18 protein-coding genes are annotated in these 21,351 nt (G+C 40.6%); 6 read left to right on the top strand and 12 right to left on the bottom strand.

Translation table 11 applies throughout. The features are described from left to right. Window positions 1–28: 28 nt before the first annotated feature. From BUF11_RS23805 to purE, 5 genes are all read right to left on the bottom strand, one after another. On the bottom strand, window positions 29–2,692 hold the full coding sequence (locus BUF11_RS23805; RefSeq protein ID WP_084558661.1) for an SH3 domain-containing protein: 2,664 nt from the start codon (window positions 2,690–2,692) through the stop codon (window positions 29–31). A gap of 189 nt (window positions 2,693–2,881) precedes the next feature. After that, window positions 2,882–4,156, bottom strand: a complete 1,275-nt coding sequence (gene purD, locus BUF11_RS13955) for a phosphoribosylamine--glycine ligase (protein ID WP_073589477.1) — start codon at window positions 4,154–4,156, stop codon at window positions 2,882–2,884. A 10-nt stretch (window positions 4,157–4,166) separates the two neighbouring features. After that, complete coding sequence (gene purN, locus BUF11_RS13950) at window positions 4,167–4,817, bottom strand: phosphoribosylglycinamide formyltransferase (protein WP_073589476.1); 651 nt, start codon at window positions 4,815–4,817, stop codon at window positions 4,167–4,169. After that, entirely contained in the window at window positions 4,811–5,836 is a 1,026-nt protein-coding gene (purM, locus tag BUF11_RS13945; protein ID WP_073589475.1) for a phosphoribosylformylglycinamidine cyclo-ligase, read from the bottom strand. Before purM ends, purN begins: the two co-directional genes overlap by 7 nt. A gap of 109 nt (window positions 5,837–5,945) precedes the next feature. After that, window positions 5,946–6,461: a 5-(carboxyamino)imidazole ribonucleotide mutase gene (purE, locus tag BUF11_RS13940; protein ID WP_073589474.1), complete on the bottom strand. Its 516-nt coding sequence runs from the start codon at window positions 6,459–6,461 to the stop codon at window positions 5,946–5,948. A 378-nt stretch (window positions 6,462–6,839) separates the two neighbouring features. Here purE and BUF11_RS25055 point away from each other — a divergent pair, with 378 nt between their 5' ends. The 5 genes from BUF11_RS25055 to BUF11_RS13920 are packed head-to-tail and all read left to right on the top strand — an operon-like array spanning window position 6,840 to window position 10,720. After that, window positions 6,840–7,118 carry a DeoR family transcriptional regulator gene (locus BUF11_RS25055; protein WP_330393889.1) on the top strand — a complete coding sequence of 93 codons (279 nt, stop codon included), beginning with the start codon at window positions 6,840–6,842 and terminating at the stop codon, window positions 7,116–7,118. Window positions 7,119–7,130: 12 nt separating this feature from the next. Next, window positions 7,131–7,589: a sugar phosphate isomerase family gene (locus BUF11_RS25050; RefSeq protein ID WP_330393894.1), complete on the top strand. Its 459-nt coding sequence runs from the start codon at window positions 7,131–7,133 to the stop codon at window positions 7,587–7,589. Next, a complete protein-coding gene (pfkB, locus tag BUF11_RS13930; RefSeq protein WP_073589473.1) occupies window positions 7,586–8,488 on the top strand; it encodes a 1-phosphofructokinase in 903 nt (300 codons plus the stop codon). The genes BUF11_RS25050 and pfkB overlap by 4 nt, the downstream gene beginning before the upstream one ends. Window positions 8,489–8,502: 14 nt before the next feature. After that, window positions 8,503–10,419 (top strand): PTS fructose transporter subunit IIABC, encoded by a 1,917-nt coding sequence (locus tag BUF11_RS13925; protein ID WP_073589472.1) that lies wholly within the window; start codon window positions 8,503–8,505, stop codon window positions 10,417–10,419. A gap of 37 nt (window positions 10,420–10,456) precedes the next feature. Then, on the top strand, window positions 10,457–10,720 hold the full coding sequence (locus tag BUF11_RS13920; protein ID WP_073589471.1) for an HPr family phosphocarrier protein: 264 nt from the start codon (window positions 10,457–10,459) through the stop codon (window positions 10,718–10,720). A 101-nt stretch (window positions 10,721–10,821) separates the two neighbouring features. Here the strand turns inward: BUF11_RS13920 and BUF11_RS13915 are convergent, their stop codons facing one another. Together BUF11_RS13915 and BUF11_RS13910 are read right to left on the bottom strand one after the other, a co-directional pair. Further along, entirely contained in the window at window positions 10,822–11,955 is a 1,134-nt protein-coding gene (locus BUF11_RS13915) for a toxic anion resistance protein (RefSeq protein ID WP_330393888.1), read from the bottom strand. 16 nt (window positions 11,956–11,971) lie between these two features. After that, a complete protein-coding gene (locus BUF11_RS13910) occupies window positions 11,972–13,360 on the bottom strand; it encodes a 5-bromo-4-chloroindolyl phosphate hydrolysis family protein (protein WP_084558660.1) in 1,389 nt (462 codons plus the stop codon). Between the two features lie 231 nt (window positions 13,361–13,591). Between BUF11_RS13910 and BUF11_RS13905 the strand changes: the two genes are divergently transcribed. Then, window positions 13,592–14,164 carry an Ig-like domain-containing protein gene (locus tag BUF11_RS13905; RefSeq protein ID WP_073589469.1) on the top strand — a complete coding sequence of 191 codons (573 nt, stop codon included), beginning with the start codon at window positions 13,592–13,594 and terminating at the stop codon, window positions 14,162–14,164. A 55-nt stretch (window positions 14,165–14,219) separates the two neighbouring features. Here BUF11_RS13905 and BUF11_RS13900 read toward each other — a convergent pair whose 3' ends face one another. The 5 genes from BUF11_RS13900 to BUF11_RS13880 all read right to left on the bottom strand — a co-directional run bounded on the left by BUF11_RS13900 (window position 14,220) and on the right by BUF11_RS13880 (window position 20,995). Continuing rightward, window positions 14,220–15,014 carry an NAD-dependent epimerase/dehydratase family protein gene (locus tag BUF11_RS13900; RefSeq protein ID WP_073589468.1) on the bottom strand — a complete coding sequence of 265 codons (795 nt, stop codon included), beginning with the start codon at window positions 15,012–15,014 and terminating at the stop codon, window positions 14,220–14,222. 268 nt (window positions 15,015–15,282) lie between these two features. Continuing rightward, window positions 15,283–17,337, bottom strand: a complete 2,055-nt coding sequence (locus BUF11_RS13895) for an aminopeptidase (RefSeq protein ID WP_073589659.1) — start codon at window positions 17,335–17,337, stop codon at window positions 15,283–15,285. Between the two features lie 46 nt (window positions 17,338–17,383). Continuing rightward, on the bottom strand, window positions 17,384–17,710 hold the full coding sequence (locus tag BUF11_RS13890) for a DUF6142 family protein (protein WP_073589467.1): 327 nt from the start codon (window positions 17,708–17,710) through the stop codon (window positions 17,384–17,386). Between the two features lie 19 nt (window positions 17,711–17,729). Continuing rightward, window positions 17,730–18,200 (bottom strand): VanZ family protein, encoded by a 471-nt coding sequence (locus BUF11_RS13885; RefSeq protein ID WP_330393886.1) that lies wholly within the window; start codon window positions 18,198–18,200, stop codon window positions 17,730–17,732. A gap of 230 nt (window positions 18,201–18,430) precedes the next feature. After that, window positions 18,431–20,995, bottom strand: coding sequence for an Ig-like domain-containing protein (locus BUF11_RS13880; protein WP_073589466.1), 2,565 nt, complete (start codon window positions 20,993–20,995; stop codon window positions 18,431–18,433). Window positions 20,996–21,351 lie beyond the last annotated feature (356 nt).

Raw genomic sequence — 21,351 nt, 5'->3', positions numbered from 1 at the left:
CGGTCATCTCCTTCCGTGTTCCGTTCACTTACTGCACTACCGCAGCTTCTCTATAAACATTGATGACATAGTTTCTTATATTTCCGTTTTGGGCTGTAACCGTTACCGTTACCATATTCATTCCTTCATTCAGCAATATACTTCCGGTCCCCTGGACTGTCGCTGCTGTGCTGACTGCCGCTGCCGATACATTAATTGAAGCAACCTTATTGGGCACAATTAAGGAATATTGCTGGTCTTTCGTTAAATCAAAGGTAGGTGACAGGGTATATCCATCTATGGAAAGCGATTTCAGCCAATTGTTAGGATTATAAGCCTTTGCCGGTATGGGGCAGTTTGTAGCCGGCATGTTTAAATATACCGGTATGGAAAAGACTAACGGCATAGTACTCATATTGCTGTAAGCAGCATAGGTTTTTGAAGCCTCCGAATTAGGTGCTTCAATATTAGACATATACTGGTGTGAGAAGGTGGACGTAGTGGTCATATTAAATTTCTGAAGATATATTGTATCCTGTCCTCTCTTAATATATGTACTGCCGATTATGTATGCTCCGCCGACAATGGCGTCATAGGGACTATCCCAAGGTATAAGGTATTGGCTGTTTAAGCTGCTGCTTGTAACTCCATTCCTGGCATATTTTAAACCATTAATGACAGCTCCGCCGGAGGAAGTGCTGTTATAAGCTCCGATATTAAAGAAATTATATAAGCCTTCATAGCCCGATACCTTACCGCTTACACTATTGCTTAAGCTTGTAGTACCAGTTACTACCTCCTGCTTGGAACGACTGGCAAGATGATACGGACTTACACCTGAATACAAGGCCGCAGCCATAAAAGTCTCAGAATAGGTTTTTGTCAAAGCAACACCGGTATTATCCGTATAGGTATAGGAAGCATTGTAAAGAGGTGTGTTATAAAGGATGCTTTCAACACCTGTCGCATTCTGGTATTGACTGTTATATGTAAGGGTTTCAAACTGGAAAATTCCTTTTTCCGTCAAAAAGTTTCTGGGATCCATATAATATTTTAACCCATCCGTGGAAGGCGTAACCCAGGTTGACCCGTCAAAGGGTATAAAAGAATCTTTCGCCCAATTATATGCCCCTGTTCCAAAGGATAGCCATTCATAGCTTTTATTTTTGGTGACCAGGTTCACACCCAGAGAACTCTCTTTTGCAATTGCTGTCTGCCAGTCAATTCCTGTCTGATATGCATTAAACACCCAGGAAGGATGTGCCTGGTGAAGCAGCCTAAGACTTGCCTTATAGCTCTCCGGGAAACCCTGGGCAGTTAAATAGCTTTCAAAATCAATATTACCGGTACCAGTTCCGGAGGTTGGGGTGGGAGTAGGCGTCAAGGCAGGGGTTGTGGCAGGATTATTTAAGAAGTCCATAACAGTACTATCCACAAAACCACCGGTCCCTTTCGCTACAAAGGATGCCTGTATATATCCTCTTGCTTCCTTCCCGCCTTTTGTAAAGCTTACATAATACCAGGAAACAGAATCCTGAACTACTGTATTTAATATCGTGACTTTTTCATTCGTAGTAAGAGTAACAGGAGCATAGGCAGTTGTCAGCAAAAAGTCCTGACTTACGGCTATATTAACATATACATACACCGTTCCGGCAAATTGCACGATTCCTTCCATTCCAGCGCCTGTTGTCGGAGTAGGTGTGGGCGTTGGTGTAACCGTCGGGGTGGGGGTAGGTTTGACAGTTGGTGTAGGCGTGGGCTTAACCGTCGGGGTCGGGGTTTTGGTTGGCGCAGGCGTGGGGGCAGCTGTCGGTGTTGGAGTAGCTGTCGGTGTTACAGCCTTACTTGCAAATGATATCTGATTTGCAGGAGCATAGCCTGTATACTTCGTATTTCCTTTTTTATAAACGATCTTAAACCACTTCTTTCCCTTTCCGTCTGTGGTTTCTGAAAGAATAGAAACAGAAGCCTTGGCAGCAGCAGATATGATATTTTTTTTACTGTCCGTTATATAGGCGGCACTATCAGAAGCCAGCTTCTTCAGTTTTACAGCTTTCGAAACCGTACCGTTTACAGCCGCAGTAACGTTAAGTTTAACATAGTCGCTAAGAACATAGCCGGCGGAAGTTTTCTTGTTTACCGTATAAGTTATTCTATACCATTTCTGTGAACTTTTAATTACTTCATTTGTTATGGTTACCTTTTGAGGCTTACTTAAGGCAATAAGTTTTTTAGCGCTTGTACTGGCTGTACTTCTAATGTTAACATTCGTCGCCGTTATAGCTGCACTGATTTTATAGGCCTCTTTACCGGAGGATGTGCTGCTGCCGTCTGAAGGTGTGGGCGTAGCAGCCGGTGCTTTCGTCGGCGTTGGCGTTGGAGTGGACGCAGTATTGTTTTTCTTAACATAAGTACCTAATATATAGCCTTCTACCTCTGATCCGCTATAAGTGAAAGTAATAAGGTACCAGTCACCCACTTTCTTTAACAGAGTAACTGTTTCGCCTTGTTTTATATAAGCATTGCTTCCCTTGACTTTCACGGCATCATAGCTTGTCCCCGGACCGGAGCGGATATATAAACTGGTGGCAGTCACAACCCCCTCACTTTTCGCTTGTACTTTCAAAGCATTTGGCGGCAGTACCTGTATGGTAAAGACAATGAAACATAACAATAGTCCCAGAATTCTTTGGCAGTTATTTCTTTTCATCACAATTCCCTTTCTTTTTCAAAAAAGTCGTTCCAGCTTGTCCCTTAATTGTACACAATTGTACAAAATACTTATGGCACTTCTGTGACATTGCCAAATTATTCTTTTACTTTAGGGTTATTGACACAAAAAAAGAAAGGACTGCTGCAAAATAGCCCTTTCTTTCTATAAGTAAAATCACCTTCTATTTCATACAATTTCATCTATTGCTTTTCCGATATCACTTCTATTGTATTTATTCGAAAAGCTCACTCTCTCTGCTGCTTTGTAAGCATTTTCCCTGGCTTCTTTTAACGTACTGCCTGTTGCCGTAACACCCAGAACACGCCCTCCGGCAGTTACGGTATTTCCGTTTTCTTTTCTGGTCCCGGCATGGAACACGAAAACACCATCTTTTTCCTTCGCTTTATCCAATCCTTCAATGATATAACCCTTTTCATAGGAAAGCGGATATCCTTTGGATGCCAGCACAACACAAACTGCTGCATTGTCCTCAAATTCCAGCTTTATATCAGAAAGGCGTCCGTCAATACAGCTTTCAAAGACCTCGACAATATCATTTTTCAATCTTGGCAGCACTACCTGTGTTTCAGGGTCCCCAAATCTGGCATTGTATTCAAGCACCTTAGGCCCTTCTTGGGTTAGCATTAAACCGACGAAAAGTATACCGGTGAAACTCCTGCCTTCTTTTTTCATAGCAGCCATAGTGGGCTTATAGATATGTTCCATACAGTAACTATTGATTTCTTCCGTATAGAAAGGACTGGGGGAGAATGTCCCCATTCCTCCTGTATTAAGGCCCTGGTCACCGTCAAGAGCCCGCTTATGATCCTGAGCACTTGTCATAACAGCTATGTCCGTTCCGTCGCAAAATGCAAGTATGGACACTTCTCTCCCTGTCATGAATTCTTCAATAACAAGAACATCCCCGGCATGGCCGAACTGTTTATCTTCCATAATAAGCTTAACCCCATTCTGTGCTTCCTCCGGGGTATTGCATATCAAGACTCCTTTTCCAAGGGCAAGTCCGTCTGCTTTTAACACTACGGGATAAGGACAGGTTTCAAGATAGGAATAGGCAGCTTTTGCTGTATGAAAGGTTTCCGATGCAGCGGCAGGAATGTTGTATTTCTTCATTAGTTCTTTTGAGAATGCCTTGGAACCTTCTATGATAGCTGCATCCTTCTTAGGGCCAAATACTCTTAGCCCCCTTTCAAGAAATACGTCAACAATTCCACCAACTAATGGATCATCAGGTCCCACAACAGTTAAATCAATTCCTTCCTTTACCGCAAAATCTGCAAGCCTGTCAAATTCCATTACTCCAATGGGTACCGAAACTGCATACTCTTCAATACCTGCATTTCCCGGTGCACAGTAAAGAGCATTTACCTTTTTGCTTTGTGCGATTTTATAAGCCAGGGCATGTTCTCTGCCGCCGCCTCCGATTATTAATACTTTCATTCCCTACACCTTAAATCCTTTCTGAATACAGCTGCTCATCAGATAATCTCACACGACCGTCTTTTAATATTATCCGGCTATTGGCAATCAAATTGATGGCTTTCGGAAGAATATCCCACTCTGCTTCCTCCATCACCCTTTTTTGCAGGATTTCCGGCGTATCACTTTCCAATACCTCTACCGCTTTTTGAAGAATAATCGGACCCGTGTCGGTTCCTTCATCTACAAAATGAACGGTTGCTCCGGTGAGCTTTACTCCCCTGCCAATGGCTGCCTCGTGTACTTTTAGTCCATAATAGCCGCTTCCGCAAAAAGAGGGTATCAAAGAAGGATGAATATTTATGATTCTGCCGGCATAATGCTTGATGATGGTTGGCGGTACTACAACCAGGTATCCTGCCAGTACAATAAAATTCACTCCATATTCCTGCAGCTTCTCAAGGAGTGCCTGATGAAAGGCCTCTCTGTCAGGATACTTCTTTGGTGATACAACCTCTGCATGGATATGATTCTCTCTGGCACGGGTAAGCGCATACGCTTCATCCTTATTGCTAATCACAACATTTATCCTGGCATTTGTTATCCTGCCGTCCTTAATACTGTCAATAATGGCCTGAAGATTCGTACCGCCACCCGAAACCAGTATCCCTAAATTTAGCATAAGGTTACTCCTTTGTCCCCTTCTTTAATTTCTCCGATGATATAAGGTGTTTCACCTGTCTCCCTTAACAAGCTTAAAGCCTTATCGGTATCTTCTTTGTTAACAGCTATCAACATACCAATGCCCATGTTATAAGTATTATACATAATCTTTTCTTCAATGGAACCGTCCTTTGCAAGCATGGAGAAAATCGGAGGCACCGGATAGCTGTCTTTCTTCACATAAGCACGGATGCCTTCCTTTAGCATCCTGGGAATATTCTCATAGAATCCTCCGCCTGTTATATGAGAACATGCCTTCACTGCTACCTTGCCGTCCTTAAGAGCCGCCAGTGCCTTTACGTAAATACGTGTCGGTGTCAACAGGGCTTCGCCTAAGGTAGTACCAAGTGCCTCATAGTGTGTATTTAAAGCTTCTTCCTTCATGGTAAAGACCTTTCTGACAAGAGAATAGCCATTGCTGTGGATACCCGAAGAAGCCAGCCCGATAAGTACATCTCCTGCTTTTAAGCTCTTTCCGTCTATCATATCCTTACGGTCTACGATACCGACAGCAAAGCCCGCCAGGTCGTATTCATCCACCGGATAGAAGCCTGGCATTTCTGCTGTCTCACCGCCGATTAACGCTGCTCCTGCCTGCCTGCAGCCTTCGGCTACACCGCTTACAATTGCCGCTATTTTTTCAGGATCATTTTTGCCGCAGGCAACATAATCCAAAAAGAACAAAGGCTCACCGCCTGCACAGGCAATATCATTTACGCACATGGCAACACAGTCAATACCAATGGTATCGTGCTTGTCTAACAGAAACGCAATTTTAAGCTTGGTTCCCACTCCGTCGGTGCCCGAAACCAGGGTAGGTTCCTCCATATGCATAAAGCTTTTTAAGGAAAACGCACCGGAAAAACCGCCAATACCGGTCAATACTTCCTTTCTCATGGTCCTGTCTATGTGCTTTTTCATCAATTCTACGGCCTTATATCCAGCTTCAATATCCACACCGGCATTCTTATAATCCATACATGTACACCTGATTCACCGCCAATTTAAAGCGGCTGCCACAAAAGGCTGAAGGAATCCGTATGTGGCTTCCTCTCTCTTCTATTTTCCTTCAACCTGTCTATATTCGTTATTTTTCTTTCAGATATGCCTGATAGCCGATTTTTGAAAGCTTTTCCGATTTTGCCGCAACACTTTCCTTTAAGCTCTTTGCATATTCTTTGATACGCTCTAAAAGCTCTTCATCAGAGGCTGCTAATATCTTTGCTGCCAGTATACCTGCATTTTGGGCACCGTTAATGGCAACGGTTGCTACGGGAATTCCGGCAGGCATCTGTACGATGGAATAGAGAGAATCCACGCCGCCTAAAGCCTTTGTCATAATGGGTACTCCAATAACCGGTAAGGAAAAGATGGCTGCTGTCATGCCGGGAAGATGAGCTGCGCCGCCGGCTCCCGCTATGATAACCTTATAACCTTTTTCCTCTGCTGATTTGGCATAATCGTAAAATACATCCGGCATTCTGTGAGCGGATATAACCGTAATATCATACTCGACTTTTAATACATCCAGCACTTGTGCTGCCTTGCTCATAATTTCCAGATCCGAATCACTGCCCATTACAATTCCGACTTTTGCTGCCATGTCAAATCCTCACTTTCTTACTTTCCATTTATTCTTAGGTTTATTTGGTTGCTGATTTGCTGTTGTTTTATTTTTCTTTCTACATTTTATCATAGCTGTGCTCTTTTGTCTTATGGTTTCCTGTTATTAATTTCTTATTGTATTTATTAACACAATTAATATAAACCTTTTATTATGAAGTAAAACATATAAATCCATCTTCTCTGTTTTCCTTTGACTTCAAAAATATATTCCATATATTCCTTGAATATTATTGACTGATTACAGTCATATTTCATTATATCGAACAACATATGAACGTTTTTGATTGTTTTTGAATTATTTTAATTGACAATGACCGTTTTTGATGATATTATATTTCCATAAGGAGGAATTGAAATGTTAACTTTGGAAAGATATTCTTCTATTTTAGATATTTTGCAAAAAAAGAGCATTGTTACGGTAAGTGAACTTACCGATTTATTGGGAGCTTCCGAATCTACCATACGAAGGGATTTAATAAGTCTGGATGAGATGGGAAAATTAAGAAAGGTTCACGGAGGTGCTACCCTGCTTGAACAGGAATACATTACATCGGAAGCGGATGTACCGACTAAAACATTACTTAATGTGGAAGAAAAAATGGCCATTGCAAGATATGCCGCAGGTACTATCTAGGATGATGATTTCATTTATATTGATGCCGGAACCTCCACGGAGCATTTGATTGAATACTTGGGAAATACCAAAACAATCTTTGTAACCAACGGTATCGTGCATGCCAAGAAACTCATTGCCAGAGGACTTAAGACTTATATTATCGGCGGACAGGTAAAGCCCGTAACGGAGGCTATTATTGGTACAGAGGCCGTTAATAACATGAAAAAATACAATTTTACCAAGAGTTTTCTTGGTACCAATGGTATTCATGAAAATTTTGGTTTTACAACCGTAGATGTGGAAGAGGCCATGGTTAAAATGGAGGCCGTAAACCGGAGTTACATGGCTTTTGTCCTTGCAGACCATACTAAATTCGACAAAGTAACGGCAGTCACTTTTGCAGACATCGATAAAGCCTGTATTATAACGGACAGACTGGAAAAGCCGAAATACCGGGATGTTACAGTGATAAAGGAGGTCATGAAATGATATATACCGTAACCTTTAATCCCGCAATTGATTATGTAGTTCATATGGAGGAATTAAAGTTAAATATGGTCAACCGCTGTAACTCGGAAGCTGTTTATTTCGGAGGAAAGGGCATCAATGTATCAACGGTATTAAAAAATCTGGGCATTGAAAGTGTCGCTCTGGGCTTTATTGCAGGCTTTACAGGAAAGGCCATTGAAGATGGTCTGCAAAGGGCCGGTATCAGGACAGATTTTATTACACTGCACAATGGCATTTCAAGAATAAACGTTAAAATCAAATCCGGGAAAGAAACGGAAATCAACGGAAGGGGCCCCGAAGTTGAGGAAGAAGAGCTAAAACTTTTATTTGAAAAGCTTAACTACATTCAGGATGGTGATGTACTTGTATTGGCCGGCAATATTCCATCCACCCTGCCCTCTGATGTCTATGAATCCATCATAGCTTCCCTGCAGGAAAAAAAAATTGAAGTGGTAGTGGATGCTACCGGGAATTTACTGAAAAATGTCTTAAAATACCATCCGTTTTTGATAAAACCCAACAAACAGGAACTGGGAGAAATCTTTCATACAGCACTAAATACCATAGAGGATATTATCACATACGCTAAAAAACTGCAGGAATTGGGTGCCAGAAATGTCCTGATTTCTATGGCAGGTGACGGCGCTGTCCTGATTACAGAAACAGGGCAGGAATTTACCATCGGAGTAGCAAAAGGTACCGTAAAGAATTCCGTAGGTGCCGGAGATTCCATGGTAGCAGGATTTTTAGCGAGTTATTTAAAAGAGAAGGATTATGAAAAAGCTTTAAAAATGGGGACGGCAGCAGGCTCTGCAACAGCATTTTCCGAAGGCCTGGCAACACTGGAAGCAGTAGAACAGTTATTAAAAACTATATAAAGGAGATGCAAATTATGAGGATTACGGAGCTTTTACAAAAAGAGGGAATTGCCTTAAACGTAAAGGCAGAAACCAAAGATGCAGCTGTCGACCGCCTGGTAGATCTGCAAGACAAAGCCGGAAACATCTCGGATAAGGAGGAATTTAAAAGGGGTATTCTTTCCAGAGAGGAAAGCGGCTCTACTGCTATTGCAGACGGAATTGCAATCCCCCATTCCAAGAACAAGTCAGTGGTAAAAGCCGGTCTTGCCGCCATGACGGTGCCGGAGGGTGTTGATTACGATTCCCTGGACGGCGAACCCTCCAACCTGTTCTTTATGATTGCCGTTCCCGAAAAGGGAGGAGATTTGCATCTTGAAGTTTTATCAAGACTTTCGGTTCTGCTCATGGATGAGACCTTCCGTAAGGACCTTCTTGCAGCAAAGGATGCGGATGCTTTTCTCCATATTATTGATATGGCAGAAAGAGAAAAATTCAGCGAAGAATTTAAAAAAACACCGGATATCAAAAATGAACCTGTAAAGATAAGTTACCGGATTTTAGCCGTTACCGCCTGCCCCACCGGAATCGCACATACTTACATGGCGGCGGAAGCCCTGGAAAAGAAGGGCAAAGAAATGGGATATCCTTTAAAGGCTGAAACCAACGGCTCCGGCGGTGCAAAGAATGTTCTGACCCCCCAGGAGATTAAAGAGGCCGACGGCATTATTATAGCAGCTGACAAAAATGTGGAGATGGCCCGTTTCGACGGTAAGAAAGTATTAAAAACAAAGGTTTCTGACGGTATCCATAAACCCCAGGAATTAATCGACAGGCTAATTAGCGGAGATGTCCCAGTCTACCATCATGCAGGCGGAACAGACAAAACTTTTGAAACCGATACAGAAAGTGCAGGACGCAAGGTTTACAAACACCTGATGAATGGTATTTCCCATATGCTTCCCTTTGTTATCGGTGGTGGTATTCTGATAGCCCTGGCATTTCTTTTCGATAAATATTCCATTGACCCTGCCAATTTCGGTTCTAACACCCCGTTAGCCGCTTTCTTTATGAGAGTCGGCAAGACAGCCTTTGAATTCATGCTTCCGGTACTGGCAGGTTACATCGCCATGAGTATTGCTGACAGACCGGCATTGGCCGTCGGTTTTGTCGGCGGTGCCATTGCCAAGGCCGGTATGACCCTAACCGAACCAACCGGAGTATCCGCGGGATTTTTAGGCGCTTTACTGGCAGGTTTTGCTGCCGGCTTCCTTGTAAATATCTTAAAGAAACTATTTAGTAAACTTCCAAGAAGTCTGGAAGGAATCAAACCGGTTTTGATTTATCCTCTGGGAGGTATCCTGCTTATCGGTATCTTTATGTGCGCGGTAAATCCTTTTATTGGTATAATCAACACAAGCCTTACAGATACTCTGAATAACATGGGTTCCACAAGCAAAATCTTACTTGGCTGTGTCCTTGGGGGCATGATGTCCGTTGATATGGGCGGTCCTGTCAATAAAGCAGCCTATGTATTCGGTACTGCCTCTTTAGCAAGCAGCGGTTTTGATATTATGGCAGCGGTTATGGTAGGCGGTATGGTTCCTCCCCTTGTTATAGCACTCTGCGCTACTTTCTTTAAGAACCGCTTTACAAAAGAGCAAAGGGAATCTGCTATGGTCAACTATATTATGGGCTTATGCTTCATCTCGGAAGGTGCAATCCCCTTTGCAGCCGGAGATCCCTTAAGGGTAATTCCCTCCTGCATTATAGGTTCTGCTGTGGCCGGAGGCATTTCCATGGCAATGCATTGTACCTTAAGAGCACCTCACGGCGGTATCTTTGTATTCCCCACCGTAGGTAACGTAGGCGGTTATATTGTTGCCCTGTTAATCGGTTCGGCAGTCGGTGCCCTTATACTGGCAGCCCTGAAAAAGCCGGTAACCGAGTAAGAAAAGGAGCTGATTCAATCGGCATAAAGGAGAAAATATGGTATCACAGACAATAACAATAAAAAATGAACAGGGACTTCATATGAGGCCGGCAGGCATTCTTGTAAAGGAATTAAAAAAATATGCTTCTGATGTAAATCTCGTATTCAACGAAAAAAAGGTTAACGCCAAAAGTGTAATGAATGTTATTGCGGCATGTATCAAAAACGGCGCTGAAATCACAGTAGAATGCAGCGGTGAAGATGAACAGGATGCATTAAAAGCAGCAATCAGTGTCATCGAATCCGGGTTGGGAGAATAACCGGTTCCTCTCCAATGAAATGTCCAAACAGACTACTGCCAGAATAAAAGGGGCTGTCGCATACTCTTGCAACAGTCCCTTTTCACTACTTCTATAGTCTCTTAACCTCTAAGTTCCAGCAACTTTTTCTTAAGTTCCCCTTCTATACGGTTTAACTCAACCTCTGCCTCTTTTCTCTTCTGGCGTCCCTCTGTCTGGATACGCAATACCTCATCCAGTGTTGAGATTAAGGAAGCATTGGTAATGCGGAGAGTTTCGATGTCTACGATACCGCGTTCTGACTCCTTTGCGGTCTCAATGGTGGCCATTTTAAGAGTTTCAGCATTTTTCCTTAACAGCTCATTGGTCATATCGGTAACCTCTCTCTGAGCTTTGGCTGCCTGTCCGGAATGAGCCACTCCAAGGGCAAGCACCATCTGGCTCTTCCAGAGGGGAATTGTATTTACAAGAGTGGATTGTATTTTTTCAGTCATCAGAGTATCATTCCCCTGAACCAGACGTATCTGGGGAGCCATCTGAATGGAAATCATCCTCGTTAATTCCAGGTCATGAATCTTCTTTTCAAAGCGGTTGATGATGGCAACAAAGTCATTTACAGCCTGTGCGTCTTCCGGAAGACCGCTTTTGTTGGACTTATCGATAAGCTTTGGCAATTCTTCGTTCTGTGATTGTACCAGCTTCTTTTTTCCTGCAAGAATATACATGGAAAGCTCTTTAAAATAAGTCTTATTAAGCTCGTACATTTTATCTAACATAGAAATATCTTTTAGGAGCTGAATCTGGTGTTCTTCCAATACTTTGCAGATTTTATTGATATTTACTTCTGCCTTATCGTATTTAACCTTCATAGCATTGATTTTATTGGCACCTTTTTTAAAGAGTCCTAAAAAGCCTTTTTCCTCGTTATCAGCATCAAAGTTCTTTAATTCCAGTACAACTCCTGAAAGCATCTCACCGATTTCTTCCAAGTCCTTTGTCTTAACATTATTAAGTGCAGATTCTGAAAAATCCGCAATCTTTTTCTGGGCTCCGGTACCATATTGCAGTACCAGATTGGATTTGCTTAAATCGATTTTACCGGCGAAATCCTCCACCATCTTTTTCTCTTCCAATGAAAGGCTGCTCTCGTCAAATACTGCCGGTTCCTGCTTTTCTTCTGCTGTCTTTGGAAATGTCTGTTCTACGGCTGCTTCCTCGAACGGCTCAAAGGTTAAGGTTGGTGCTTCCTGATTCATTTGTTTCTCCTCCCATTCATTCATTTGATACAAAATCCTTCTGTGTCAGACCTTCCTGTGCAAGCAAGGTTTCTAAAACGGATATATCACTGGATACATCCATTGCAACATCTACAAAGAGGCTGTCCAATAAATTCTCAAAGGCAAGATTGATAGTGTCCAGTGTTTCTTCTATCTCCTTCTTTGCCGCTGTAATGTTCTCGCCCTGTATGGATTGCTTTTCAAATTCCCTGTACGCATTTACTAACTTTAAGGTAGTAGGAAGATAATACTCCATAAATTTCTGAATGTCCTCCAACTGGTCCGGATGCTGTTCAATATAATTAAAAATCTTTCCGATAACATCTTCCAGGCGGTCTAATTTTCTTGATATTTCCTCTCCCGGTATAGCTTCATTGGCTTCCCTTATCTGCTGAATGCATATCCTTCCTGCTTCTATAGCCTTTCTTACCTGCTGGTTAGCTTCTGCATCAGCAGAGGCCTTTGGTGCTTCCTGGTTTTCTTTCTTAATTTCCTTCACGGCACCACCTGCTGCCTGTATACGGATATTCTTCTGCAGCTCCAGGTATTGGCTATAGCTTTCTCTGTTAAGCATCAGACAGGTTTCCTGTTCATCAATACGCCCTTCCGGAAACATGCCAATGGATATCATACGGCGTAAATCCTTTAACACGTATTTATGGCTCTGGCCTATTCCAGCCGCCAGTTCCTTTATGGAATAGTAAGTCCTTCCCTGAAATAATCCGATATAGCGGCGGAATCTTTGCAAACGCTTTCGTATACTGCCGCCTCTTGCTGCCATACAGCAGCTAACTCCAAAGAAAGGTAACAGACCAATTGCTATACTTCCAAACAATCCCCATCTTCCGGTCAGTTGGCCAATCATCGCTAAAACAAAGGCTCCAATGCCGAATGTCCCCATACCAATGCTTCCAAATACCGTAAACAACACTCCCGATACCCGGCCAACCGGTTCACTGGGAAATGCCTTCTGATTCAGGACATTTTTAGAGACAGAAGTCTGTGCTTGCGGACTTCTTTGCTGATTATCCGCCTGTGCTGCACCCTGGCTGTACTGCCTCTCTCTTTCGAAATTACGGTGGCGCTGATAATCCCTGTCTCTTTGACGTTCTCTGTCTCTTTGATAACCTCTATCACTTTGATGATCGCTGCCTCTTTGAAAATCGCCGTCTCTGCTGCTGTTATTCTGACTCCAGTTATCACCGGGATTATCCTCTCTGTATCTGCCATAGCCTGTCCCAAGGGAATTCCGTACCTCATCCAGGGCCCCTCTTACGGTATTGCCGATATCTCTATTTAATTGATGAAAGTCCTTCGTATTTACTGCATTCTGGACTATATCCCTGATTTCTTCACCTAAATCCGAGAAATTTCTTCTATCCATGGTACCCTCCGCTATATTTTTGTCATATAACTATCCCTATTATATCTTATTATTTCTAAATAAACAATTTAAAATATGATTAAGAAGTTACATATTACATTAATAAATGAAGTGTTTCATTTACATACTTAAATATCGGAGTACTGCTGCAATGATACCTGACTGCTTAATAGAATTCTGTGACAATTTTGTATATTTATGATATAATAAATCTATTAAGGGGGTGTTTTTGTGAAAAAATTGATTGCTCTGCTATTAACATTGGTTATGATACTGCCTATAAAGGTAAGTGCATCAACCGTATATGAAATAAGCTCGGATAATTACGCTCTTTTTCCAAAAGAGACAATTGTTTTGGAAATCTTAAAGTATAATGAACCTATTAAAGCTAAGATTAATTGGAAAAGCAGTAACAAAAAAGTTGCTGCGGTAAGCAATACTGGAAAGGTAACAGCTAAAACAAAAGGTACTGCAACTATAACCGGTGTTTATAAGAATAAGACTTTTACATGTAAGATAAAGGTGACTGGAAGTGAACAAGCTGTCATCATGCCAAATGATACTTCCAGTGATACAGGCAGTACATACATTACATTAAGTAAATATAATTCACTTAATGACGGAATAAGTTATGCTGATGCTGTTAAAATAATTGGAACAGAAGGAACGGTTTCACCTGCTTCTGATGTTAGTGATACCAAATCAGCGGAATATGTTTGGTACGGAAAAGACGGTATCTCAAATGCAGTTATCATTTTTAAAGATGATAAACTCTACACAAAATCACAAACTAATCTTGAATAGTAAAAACCAATTACTTTGAACACAATCCTGCTATTAGGAATAGTATGTAACTAGGCTAATCGTAATAATACATATCGCCAAATATTTTATCAAGTACATTAAATCTCTTCTTTAAATGATTTATCAAAGGATTAAAAAACTTTGTAAGATAAGTTTTCTTACCACTTTTCTTCCTGATACAGACTACCAATTCACAAATATCCGCATAATTTTCATCCTGCGGAAAATAGCACCCCTGCTCTTCATTTAAAATCAGTTCCACTATATGAAAGCTTAATCTATCTACATGAATCATGCTTCTTTTGTTATGATAATCAGGGAATATAGGTGTAAACTTTGCTATTTTACTAAGTTTCCGGTAATTTCCCTTACACCCTTCACCATACACCATAGGTGAACGGATAATTACAATTTTAAAATCTGTGTTTTCTAATTTTAATAGATCATCTTCGGCAGCCAGTTTTGTCTTTCCATAAAGTGTTGAGGGCTCCGGAATAGTCTCTTTCGTTATACAGCCATTAATATCACCATATACAGCTGCAGAACTCATAAATATAAACTGTTTCACATGATTGTTTTTAGCTTTATGTGCAATTCTTACAGGCAGTTTATGATTTACATTTTCATAGAGGTCTTTCAGATTCTCTTTTTCTTTTCTATATACAATTGCAGATAAATGTAACACCGAATCATATAAAGAAAAATCCACCTTTTCCCATGATCCATCTGTTGCACTTACCATATCTACATCAATTAATTTTTCATTGAGTGAATATACATATTCATAGAACTTCTTACCAATATAACTATTAGCTCCAATTACCAGTACTTTCTTCCTATCATTCCCCACACACAATCCCCTTTTTGATTTCATCATTTTAAATATACAGCAAAAAATCAGCTATTTTGATTATTCCTTACGAAATATTGATAATATATTATATATAATCATAATATTACCGGCTCTAAAAAATTATAATAAAATCTGATTATATTACCATATCAGGAGATAAAGATTATAGCTTCTATAAGTATAGCAAAATCCCCCGGGATAACCCGAGGGATTTTGCTAATTGATATAATTGAGTGTAATACTTTGGATACCCTTTTACTTTGTGCTAACTGAATGCCTCATTTAAAACTTCCGTGCCCGCAAGTACAAATCTGCCGTTTCTTATAATTACCGTTTCTTTTCCGCTCTTCTCAACCACTGTTATTTCTGCCAATTCGTCATAAGGTATTGTAATATCGGTGTGGCAGTTAAAATAAGCCTTTTCTATCTCGGTCTTTCGAAGAATGGATACTTCATTATCCTTTGCCACAATCTTCTTACCATCCGGATTAAATAAATCAAGTTCTTCACTCATCTTATAGCAGGTATCACCTACGGCAAAATGGGGACCTGTCTTTTCTGCTATCAGAATGGGAAGCTTATCCCAGATACCGTATTTGCCAGCCATTACATAGGCTGTGGTATTGGTGCCGATTGCAAACTCACCGATAGGCAATGTATCCTGATTATACAGGATATTCTCCTTCATGTAGCGTTTATTTTCTTCTTCCGATGTGAAATTGCCGCAGCCATAACCGGTAATCATACCGTTCATAAAAGTAATGGAAAGGTCCACATATTCCAGCCCGTTTAAAAATATCCTTGATACATTCAAGGTACCATTTGTGCCGGTTAACTTTGGTGAAGTAAATACCTCTCCTACCGGGATGTTAACATCTGCTGTGCAATTCTCAAAGATGGTTTCTTTTTCCGGATTCTGTAATTCATAGAGCATAACTTTCAAATCCGTACGGTTATTGCCGCCGCCTTTTACTCTTACGTATTCTCCCTTATCCAGGCAATCGATGATTTTTTGCTGGATACCTTTATAGGTATCGTTATCCAGGGTATTGACCTTAACCGTCTCCCGAAAGATTTCCTCAAATCTGCCACCAATCTCTGTAATCGGGTATGCAATGATGGTAAAGCTTGTCTCATCTCCCTTGATATACTGGTAATATATCATATTGGAATCCCGTTGAAAGGCTATGGAAAGCTTCTGCTGCCTCTTATCAAGCTTGACTGCTTCTTCCTTTGCCTGTGGTGCAAAGTTCTTTTCGCCAAATACCTGTATCAGAGCAGGTCCTGCATAAAGAGCCGCCTTTTCCTTATATTTTTCAAAGGCCGCCTTATATGCCTGCAGCCTGCGCTCATGAAAGGCCTTATCCATGTAAAGCCCAATATCAAAACGGTGGTCATAATCGTATTGGTAATTAGGACCGCAGGAATGGTAACCAAGCCTTAAATGCTGCTTTTTATTCATGCTGTCTACTGTCGTACGGTAGATAACCGGTTTAAGACCCATCTCGGCAAAATTACGGACAGCATATTTTACCATTCGCTCAAAGCCGATATTATAACGGATATTTACGGTCTTTTTCTTTGTCAGGTCAATATTTGCCGCCAGAAAACCTCTGTAGTAACCATCCGTATAGGTAAATGCCATTGCCTTTATCTCGTCTTCGGGCAAGCTATTGAGGAACATAGCAATCCTTTTCTCATTCTCTCCGATATATTCCCCAAACTGGTAAAGATACCTTAAATCCGTTAAGTCCCATCCTTCAATGATATCCGCAGCCAGAGAAAGCTCCTCGTCAAGCAGCTCCCTGGTACGGTATTCTATAATATCACTGCAATAATCCATGTTAAAATCATAGATTGCCCTCTTAACATCCTTAAAGGTATACTCATCTTCCTCTTCAAAATAATTATAAATCTCAATAAACAGTTCCAGATAAATAGTCATGGAAAACAGCCTGCATTCTGCCGCATACACAATCATTCCTCTGATTTCCGCATAGAGATAGCTTAGAAGCCTGCCATATTTTTTCCCAAGTTTCAATACCGCATAGGTGGGATTGGCATAAGATTCTTCATAATTTTCCGGCAGTATATCCTCATAAAGTTCCCGGTTAATACCGGAAAGCTTTTCTATTGTCAAATCCTTTAAGGAGTCCTTTTCCACAAGGGAAAGAAATGCCGCTGCCTTTTCTATAAAAGCCGCTGTTCTTATAAAATAATCCCTGCAGGCTCCTTTTACGCTGTCCTCTTCTTTAATGCTTTTAATGCGTTCTAAGGCTAACTCATAACGCTCTCTGATAGCATCATTTTCTTCCTTCATAAGTTCCCTGTATTTCAAGTTCTTGCCCTCCATCCTAAACCATATATTATACAAACATTCCCATTACATAAAGTATAAATAATGTAATCGAAAGAATACCATTTACTGCCATACCCGCAATCGGCGCTGTGTAGTAAATCTCCTTTTCCATACATGCCTTGACTCCTAAGACAAATCCTGTAACAGTTAAAAGGAATACCAGCATTCCCGCAGCTCCTAAGGCAATGGGACCATTCCCTTTATAAATACCTGAAAGGATAAAAAGCACAAGCAGGCTAAGGATACTGATACAGCCGATCACTGCCGAGATAATGCCTTTTACTGAATGGCTTCTTCCTGTGAATTTGTAGACCTCTTTTCTTTTCTTAAACATAAATCACCCCTATAATCCGTTATCTTCTCCCTTTTCTAATCGACCTTAACATTTTTCTTGCAAAAATAAAACACAAGCCTCCGATAAGACCTCCTAATGTGTTCATGAAAAGATCATCCACATCAAAAATTCCTACTTTAAAGATAAGCTGCAGCAATTCAATTGTTAAGCTGAATTCAAAACTTAGAAGTGTTATATTCAAAAGCTTTCTGTTATCCGGACTTATGATAGGAAGTACAAAACCAAAAGGTGCAAAAGCCAGTATATTTCCGAATATATTTACAATAAAGCCTTCGGGACCAATGATATTTCTGTATTCGATAAAACGCCTTACTTCTTTAAACAGTGTCAAATTATATCTATATTCACCGGTTGAAATTGTTCTTCCGTAATGCTCACTAAAAAACAAAAAATATGCCAGTAAGATCAGATATAACGCAAACAGTAGGCGGCTGACTGACATAATAAGTTTATTACTGACATTCTTCACTGACAAATTCCTCCACTGCAGGTTTCTATACCTCAACTATTATAAAACAAAACCATAAGCTCGTAAAGGGGCTATGTGAAGAGAAAAACATTTCACTATGAAACAGAAAAAATTTCATATGCAAAACAAACACATTTCTTTGTGAAACAAAAGCTTTTTGCCAAACAAAAAGCCTCTGCAAGTGTCACTTGCAGAGGCTTTCATTATTAATTTATACTTCTTTGGTTATTTTAATAGGTTGGTGTCAATGTTATATCACCCAGTGAAGCCGCATTACCGGAAACATCCGTTATGGAATTGGTTACCGTAGTCTTAAGTGTAATCGGCAAACCTTTTGTAGGTGTTGTTTTTAATAAAATTACAACCTTATTATCCGTAATGGAACTGGAGTATATTAAATCACCTGTAGTAGTACCGCTTTGTATTGCCGTAAAGCTTGGATTACCCTTGACATTCTCACTGAAAGTCAATGTTATTGTATTAGAATTATAGGATACTCCGTTAAGAACCGGCCCTGCATTCTCCATGAGATCTATCATATCTTTATAGACTGCCATAGATGTGTAGGTATTGTTATAACCTGTAATGTTCATTATCGTTATCGGATACTTCGTACTATAAATTATACTTCCCGCTGCCACAGTTAAGGTAATAGTTGCACCTGTATTGCTATTGCTGGTAAGTTCCGCCTTTATGATTGATACTCCCGGTATGGAATAATTTCCCACCGTCTGTGCACTTACCTCATCCACCTTATCCGCAAAGACTACATAAAGAACACTGGGATTAACCGGTGACTGGGTAACGCTCTTAGGCGCAGGAAGAACTGAGGAAGCGGTAGCTGTCTTTGTCACCTGAATGCTCTCGTCTGCATTGGTATTATAGTACTCATCCTTAACAAAACCGGAAGGAATTGCTATGGTATACTGCCCTGCTTCATTAAACTGAGTGGAATTCAATACTACAGTCACGACATTACCCTGGGCAACTGCAGTATAGGCTATATTCCTGCCACTGATAGTGTCATTATTGGATGTATAAATTCTAGTTGCTACAAGATTACCGGCCTGGGACATTAGAGTAACATCCTTGTTGTAGGTTAATTGCAGCATATAAGTATCCGTACCGTTGTTGGTCTCCATCCTAAGCTTAAACTCACTGATGGTTGGCCTCGCGCTGGTAATGGTAAAGTTTACATCACGGGTTATGAAGATATCACCGGTAGTATCGGAAGGATTTACATTATAGCTTTCCCACATACCGATATTTACCTTTTGAATACCGTTAAGGAGGGCGGAAGTGGAAGAAATAATATAGTTAACTTTCTTCGGATCCTTTACATCCACAGTACCGTTGGTAATATACTCTCCGTTGGTTAAGAGAACAATTCCAGGTATACGGATGTTTCTGCTGAAGGTAGCAGTTAATGTATTATAGCCCGTTCTTTCAAGGTTGATTAAAACTGCCTGCGGCTTATAGCTTGTATCTGTTTTAACAAGGGTAGAAACGTTAAAACCAACAGCAGGATAATTACCGGCTAAATCCTTAATGCCTGACATTACTACCGTAAATTCTTTGTTCTTATCGTAATCAGCAATACTCGACATATCAATTATAAGTGACTTATAATCTGCGCTTGGCTTGTAATTAGCCTTTCCTTTTAAAAGAGCAAGGGTTGCCGGCAGTGCCTGTGTGGCCGTTGAAGTAGTATTTAATTTGGCATCTACAATACTTAAGCCGGAGAAATCCATAGCCTCTGAGAAGTTAATGGAAACTTTCAAGCCCGTATCATCTACGGTATATCCTGTAAAATAAGGTGCTGTCGTATCTTTATAAGTGATGTCTGTATAGTAGTTCTGCAGCCCTATTCCGGCTGTAGACTTTATACTCGAGGATACATGGATAGCATAGCTGCCGTTAAATATCTTCGTTGTCTTCACCGTTAAGACTTTGGCATCCGATGACAGAGTTCCCGTTAAGGTTCCCACAGCACTTGCTATATTGCCGTTTGTGTCCTTTGGTGTAATCTCTACCACGTTTAGCAGCTTATTATCCTTATCAAATACTGTTGCAGCATCAACTGCACTGTCAAAGGTAATGGTCAATGTGGAGTTATCTGTTATTACAGCAGATAAAACATTCGCTGATTTTGCTGCTACTTCAATAATTACTCTGTCATTAATATAACTTTTAGATGCTCCTGCTGCCGTTAAAGAAGCAGTTGCATTCAGTATGGTAATTCCGGGACTGACGGCAGTTACCACACCATTCTGGTCCACTGTCGCAACACTGGTATTGTCAACGCTGTATGTAACAATATCACTGGCATTCTTGGGCGTTAAAGTAACATTGAAGTCATACTGCTGCCCAACCTGCAGCAGATGCCTGCTATTATTGTCAGGTGTATCCGTTGCATTGTTAACCTCAATCTTTGTTGCAGGTATCATAACAGTAACCTTGCATTTTAAGGTTGCAGTCTTCTTATTCTTATAGGTTATCTTAAGATTTATATTGGTTGTTCCCTTGGCTACTGCTGTTACATAGCCTGTTTTAGGATTTACAGTTGCAATTTTACTGTTAGATGAAGACCATTTTTTTGTTTTTACTTTTGTATTATCCAGATTTTTAACGGTTAAGGTAAACGTGGAACCAACCCCTACCAAAGATCTCTGCTTAGTCGACAGAGATGGTGCAGCTGCTGCCTTAACAGTTATGGAACCTACCGAGGTAAGTAATGGCAATAACAGCGCAGTAATCAAAAAGGCTGCCAATACTTTTCTCATCCCATTTTTCATATCATTTCCTCCTGTTCTTATCGTAGTTTGACTTCTATTATTGTACATCATAATGGCTTATTTTGTCAAAGTCTTGTCAGAATTTATAAACATTGTTCGTAGAATTCATGACATTCACATTCGCTTGTTTTTTAATCCTTATAGGTAATCTATAAACCACATTAATTTGAAGAAGGCAATTAACCTCTGTCAGTTTCAAATCCTTATAGGTAATCTATAAACCTTTTGTAAGCTCTTATCGGCTTTTCTTCTTCAAAGTTTCAAATCCTTATAGGTAATCTATAAACAGGAAAATGAGTACAAGATTTTTTAACCCAAGTCCGTTTCAAATCCTTATAGGTAATCTATAAACTAGG

The organism is Anaerocolumna xylanovorans DSM 12503 (assembly GCF_900143645.1).
Lineage (GTDB): Bacteria > Bacillota > Clostridia > Lachnospirales > Lachnospiraceae > Anaerocolumna > Anaerocolumna xylanovorans.
The sequence above is the reverse complement of the archived record's forward strand: the minus strand, read 5'-3'. Positions and strand labels throughout refer to the sequence as shown.

What these genes read in the sequence shown, in the direction of transcription:
- BUF11_RS23805 (WP_084558661.1), bottom strand. Translation starts at nt 2,692, where the DNA reads ATGAAAAGAAATAACTGCCAAAGAATTCTGGGACTATTGTTATGTTTC.
- purD (WP_073589477.1), bottom strand. Translation starts at nt 4,156, where the DNA reads ATGAAAGTATTAATAATCGGAGGCGGCGGCAGAGAACATGCCCTGGCT.
- purN (WP_073589476.1), bottom strand. Translation starts at nt 4,817, where the DNA reads ATGCTAAATTTAGGGATACTGGTTTCGGGTGGCGGTACGAATCTTCAG.
- purM (WP_073589475.1), bottom strand. Translation starts at nt 5,836, where the DNA reads ATGGATTATAAGAATGCCGGTGTGGATATTGAAGCTGGATATAAGGCC.
- purE (WP_073589474.1), bottom strand. Translation starts at nt 6,461, where the DNA reads ATGGCAGCAAAAGTCGGAATTGTAATGGGCAGTGATTCGGATCTGGAA.
- BUF11_RS25055 (WP_330393889.1), top strand. Translation starts at nt 6,840, where the DNA reads ATGTTAACTTTGGAAAGATATTCTTCTATTTTAGATATTTTGCAAAAA.
- pfkB (WP_073589473.1), top strand. Translation starts at nt 7,586, where the DNA reads ATGATATATACCGTAACCTTTAATCCCGCAATTGATTATGTAGTTCAT.
- BUF11_RS13925 (WP_073589472.1), top strand. Translation starts at nt 8,503, where the DNA reads ATGAGGATTACGGAGCTTTTACAAAAAGAGGGAATTGCCTTAAACGTA.
- BUF11_RS13920 (WP_073589471.1), top strand. Translation starts at nt 10,457, where the DNA reads ATGGTATCACAGACAATAACAATAAAAAATGAACAGGGACTTCATATG.
- BUF11_RS13915 (WP_330393888.1), bottom strand. Translation starts at nt 11,955, where the DNA reads ATGAATCAGGAAGCACCAACCTTAACCTTTGAGCCGTTCGAGGAAGCA.
- BUF11_RS13910 (WP_084558660.1), bottom strand. Translation starts at nt 13,360, where the DNA reads ATGGATAGAAGAAATTTCTCGGATTTAGGTGAAGAAATCAGGGATATA.
- BUF11_RS13895 (WP_073589659.1), bottom strand. Translation starts at nt 17,337, where the DNA reads ATGAAGGAAGAAAATGATGCTATCAGAGAGCGTTATGAGTTAGCCTTA.
- BUF11_RS13890 (WP_073589467.1), bottom strand. Translation starts at nt 17,710, where the DNA reads ATGTTTAAGAAAAGAAAAGAGGTCTACAAATTCACAGGAAGAAGCCAT.
- BUF11_RS13880 (WP_073589466.1), bottom strand. Translation starts at nt 20,995, where the DNA reads ATGAAAAATGGGATGAGAAAAGTATTGGCAGCCTTTTTGATTACTGCG.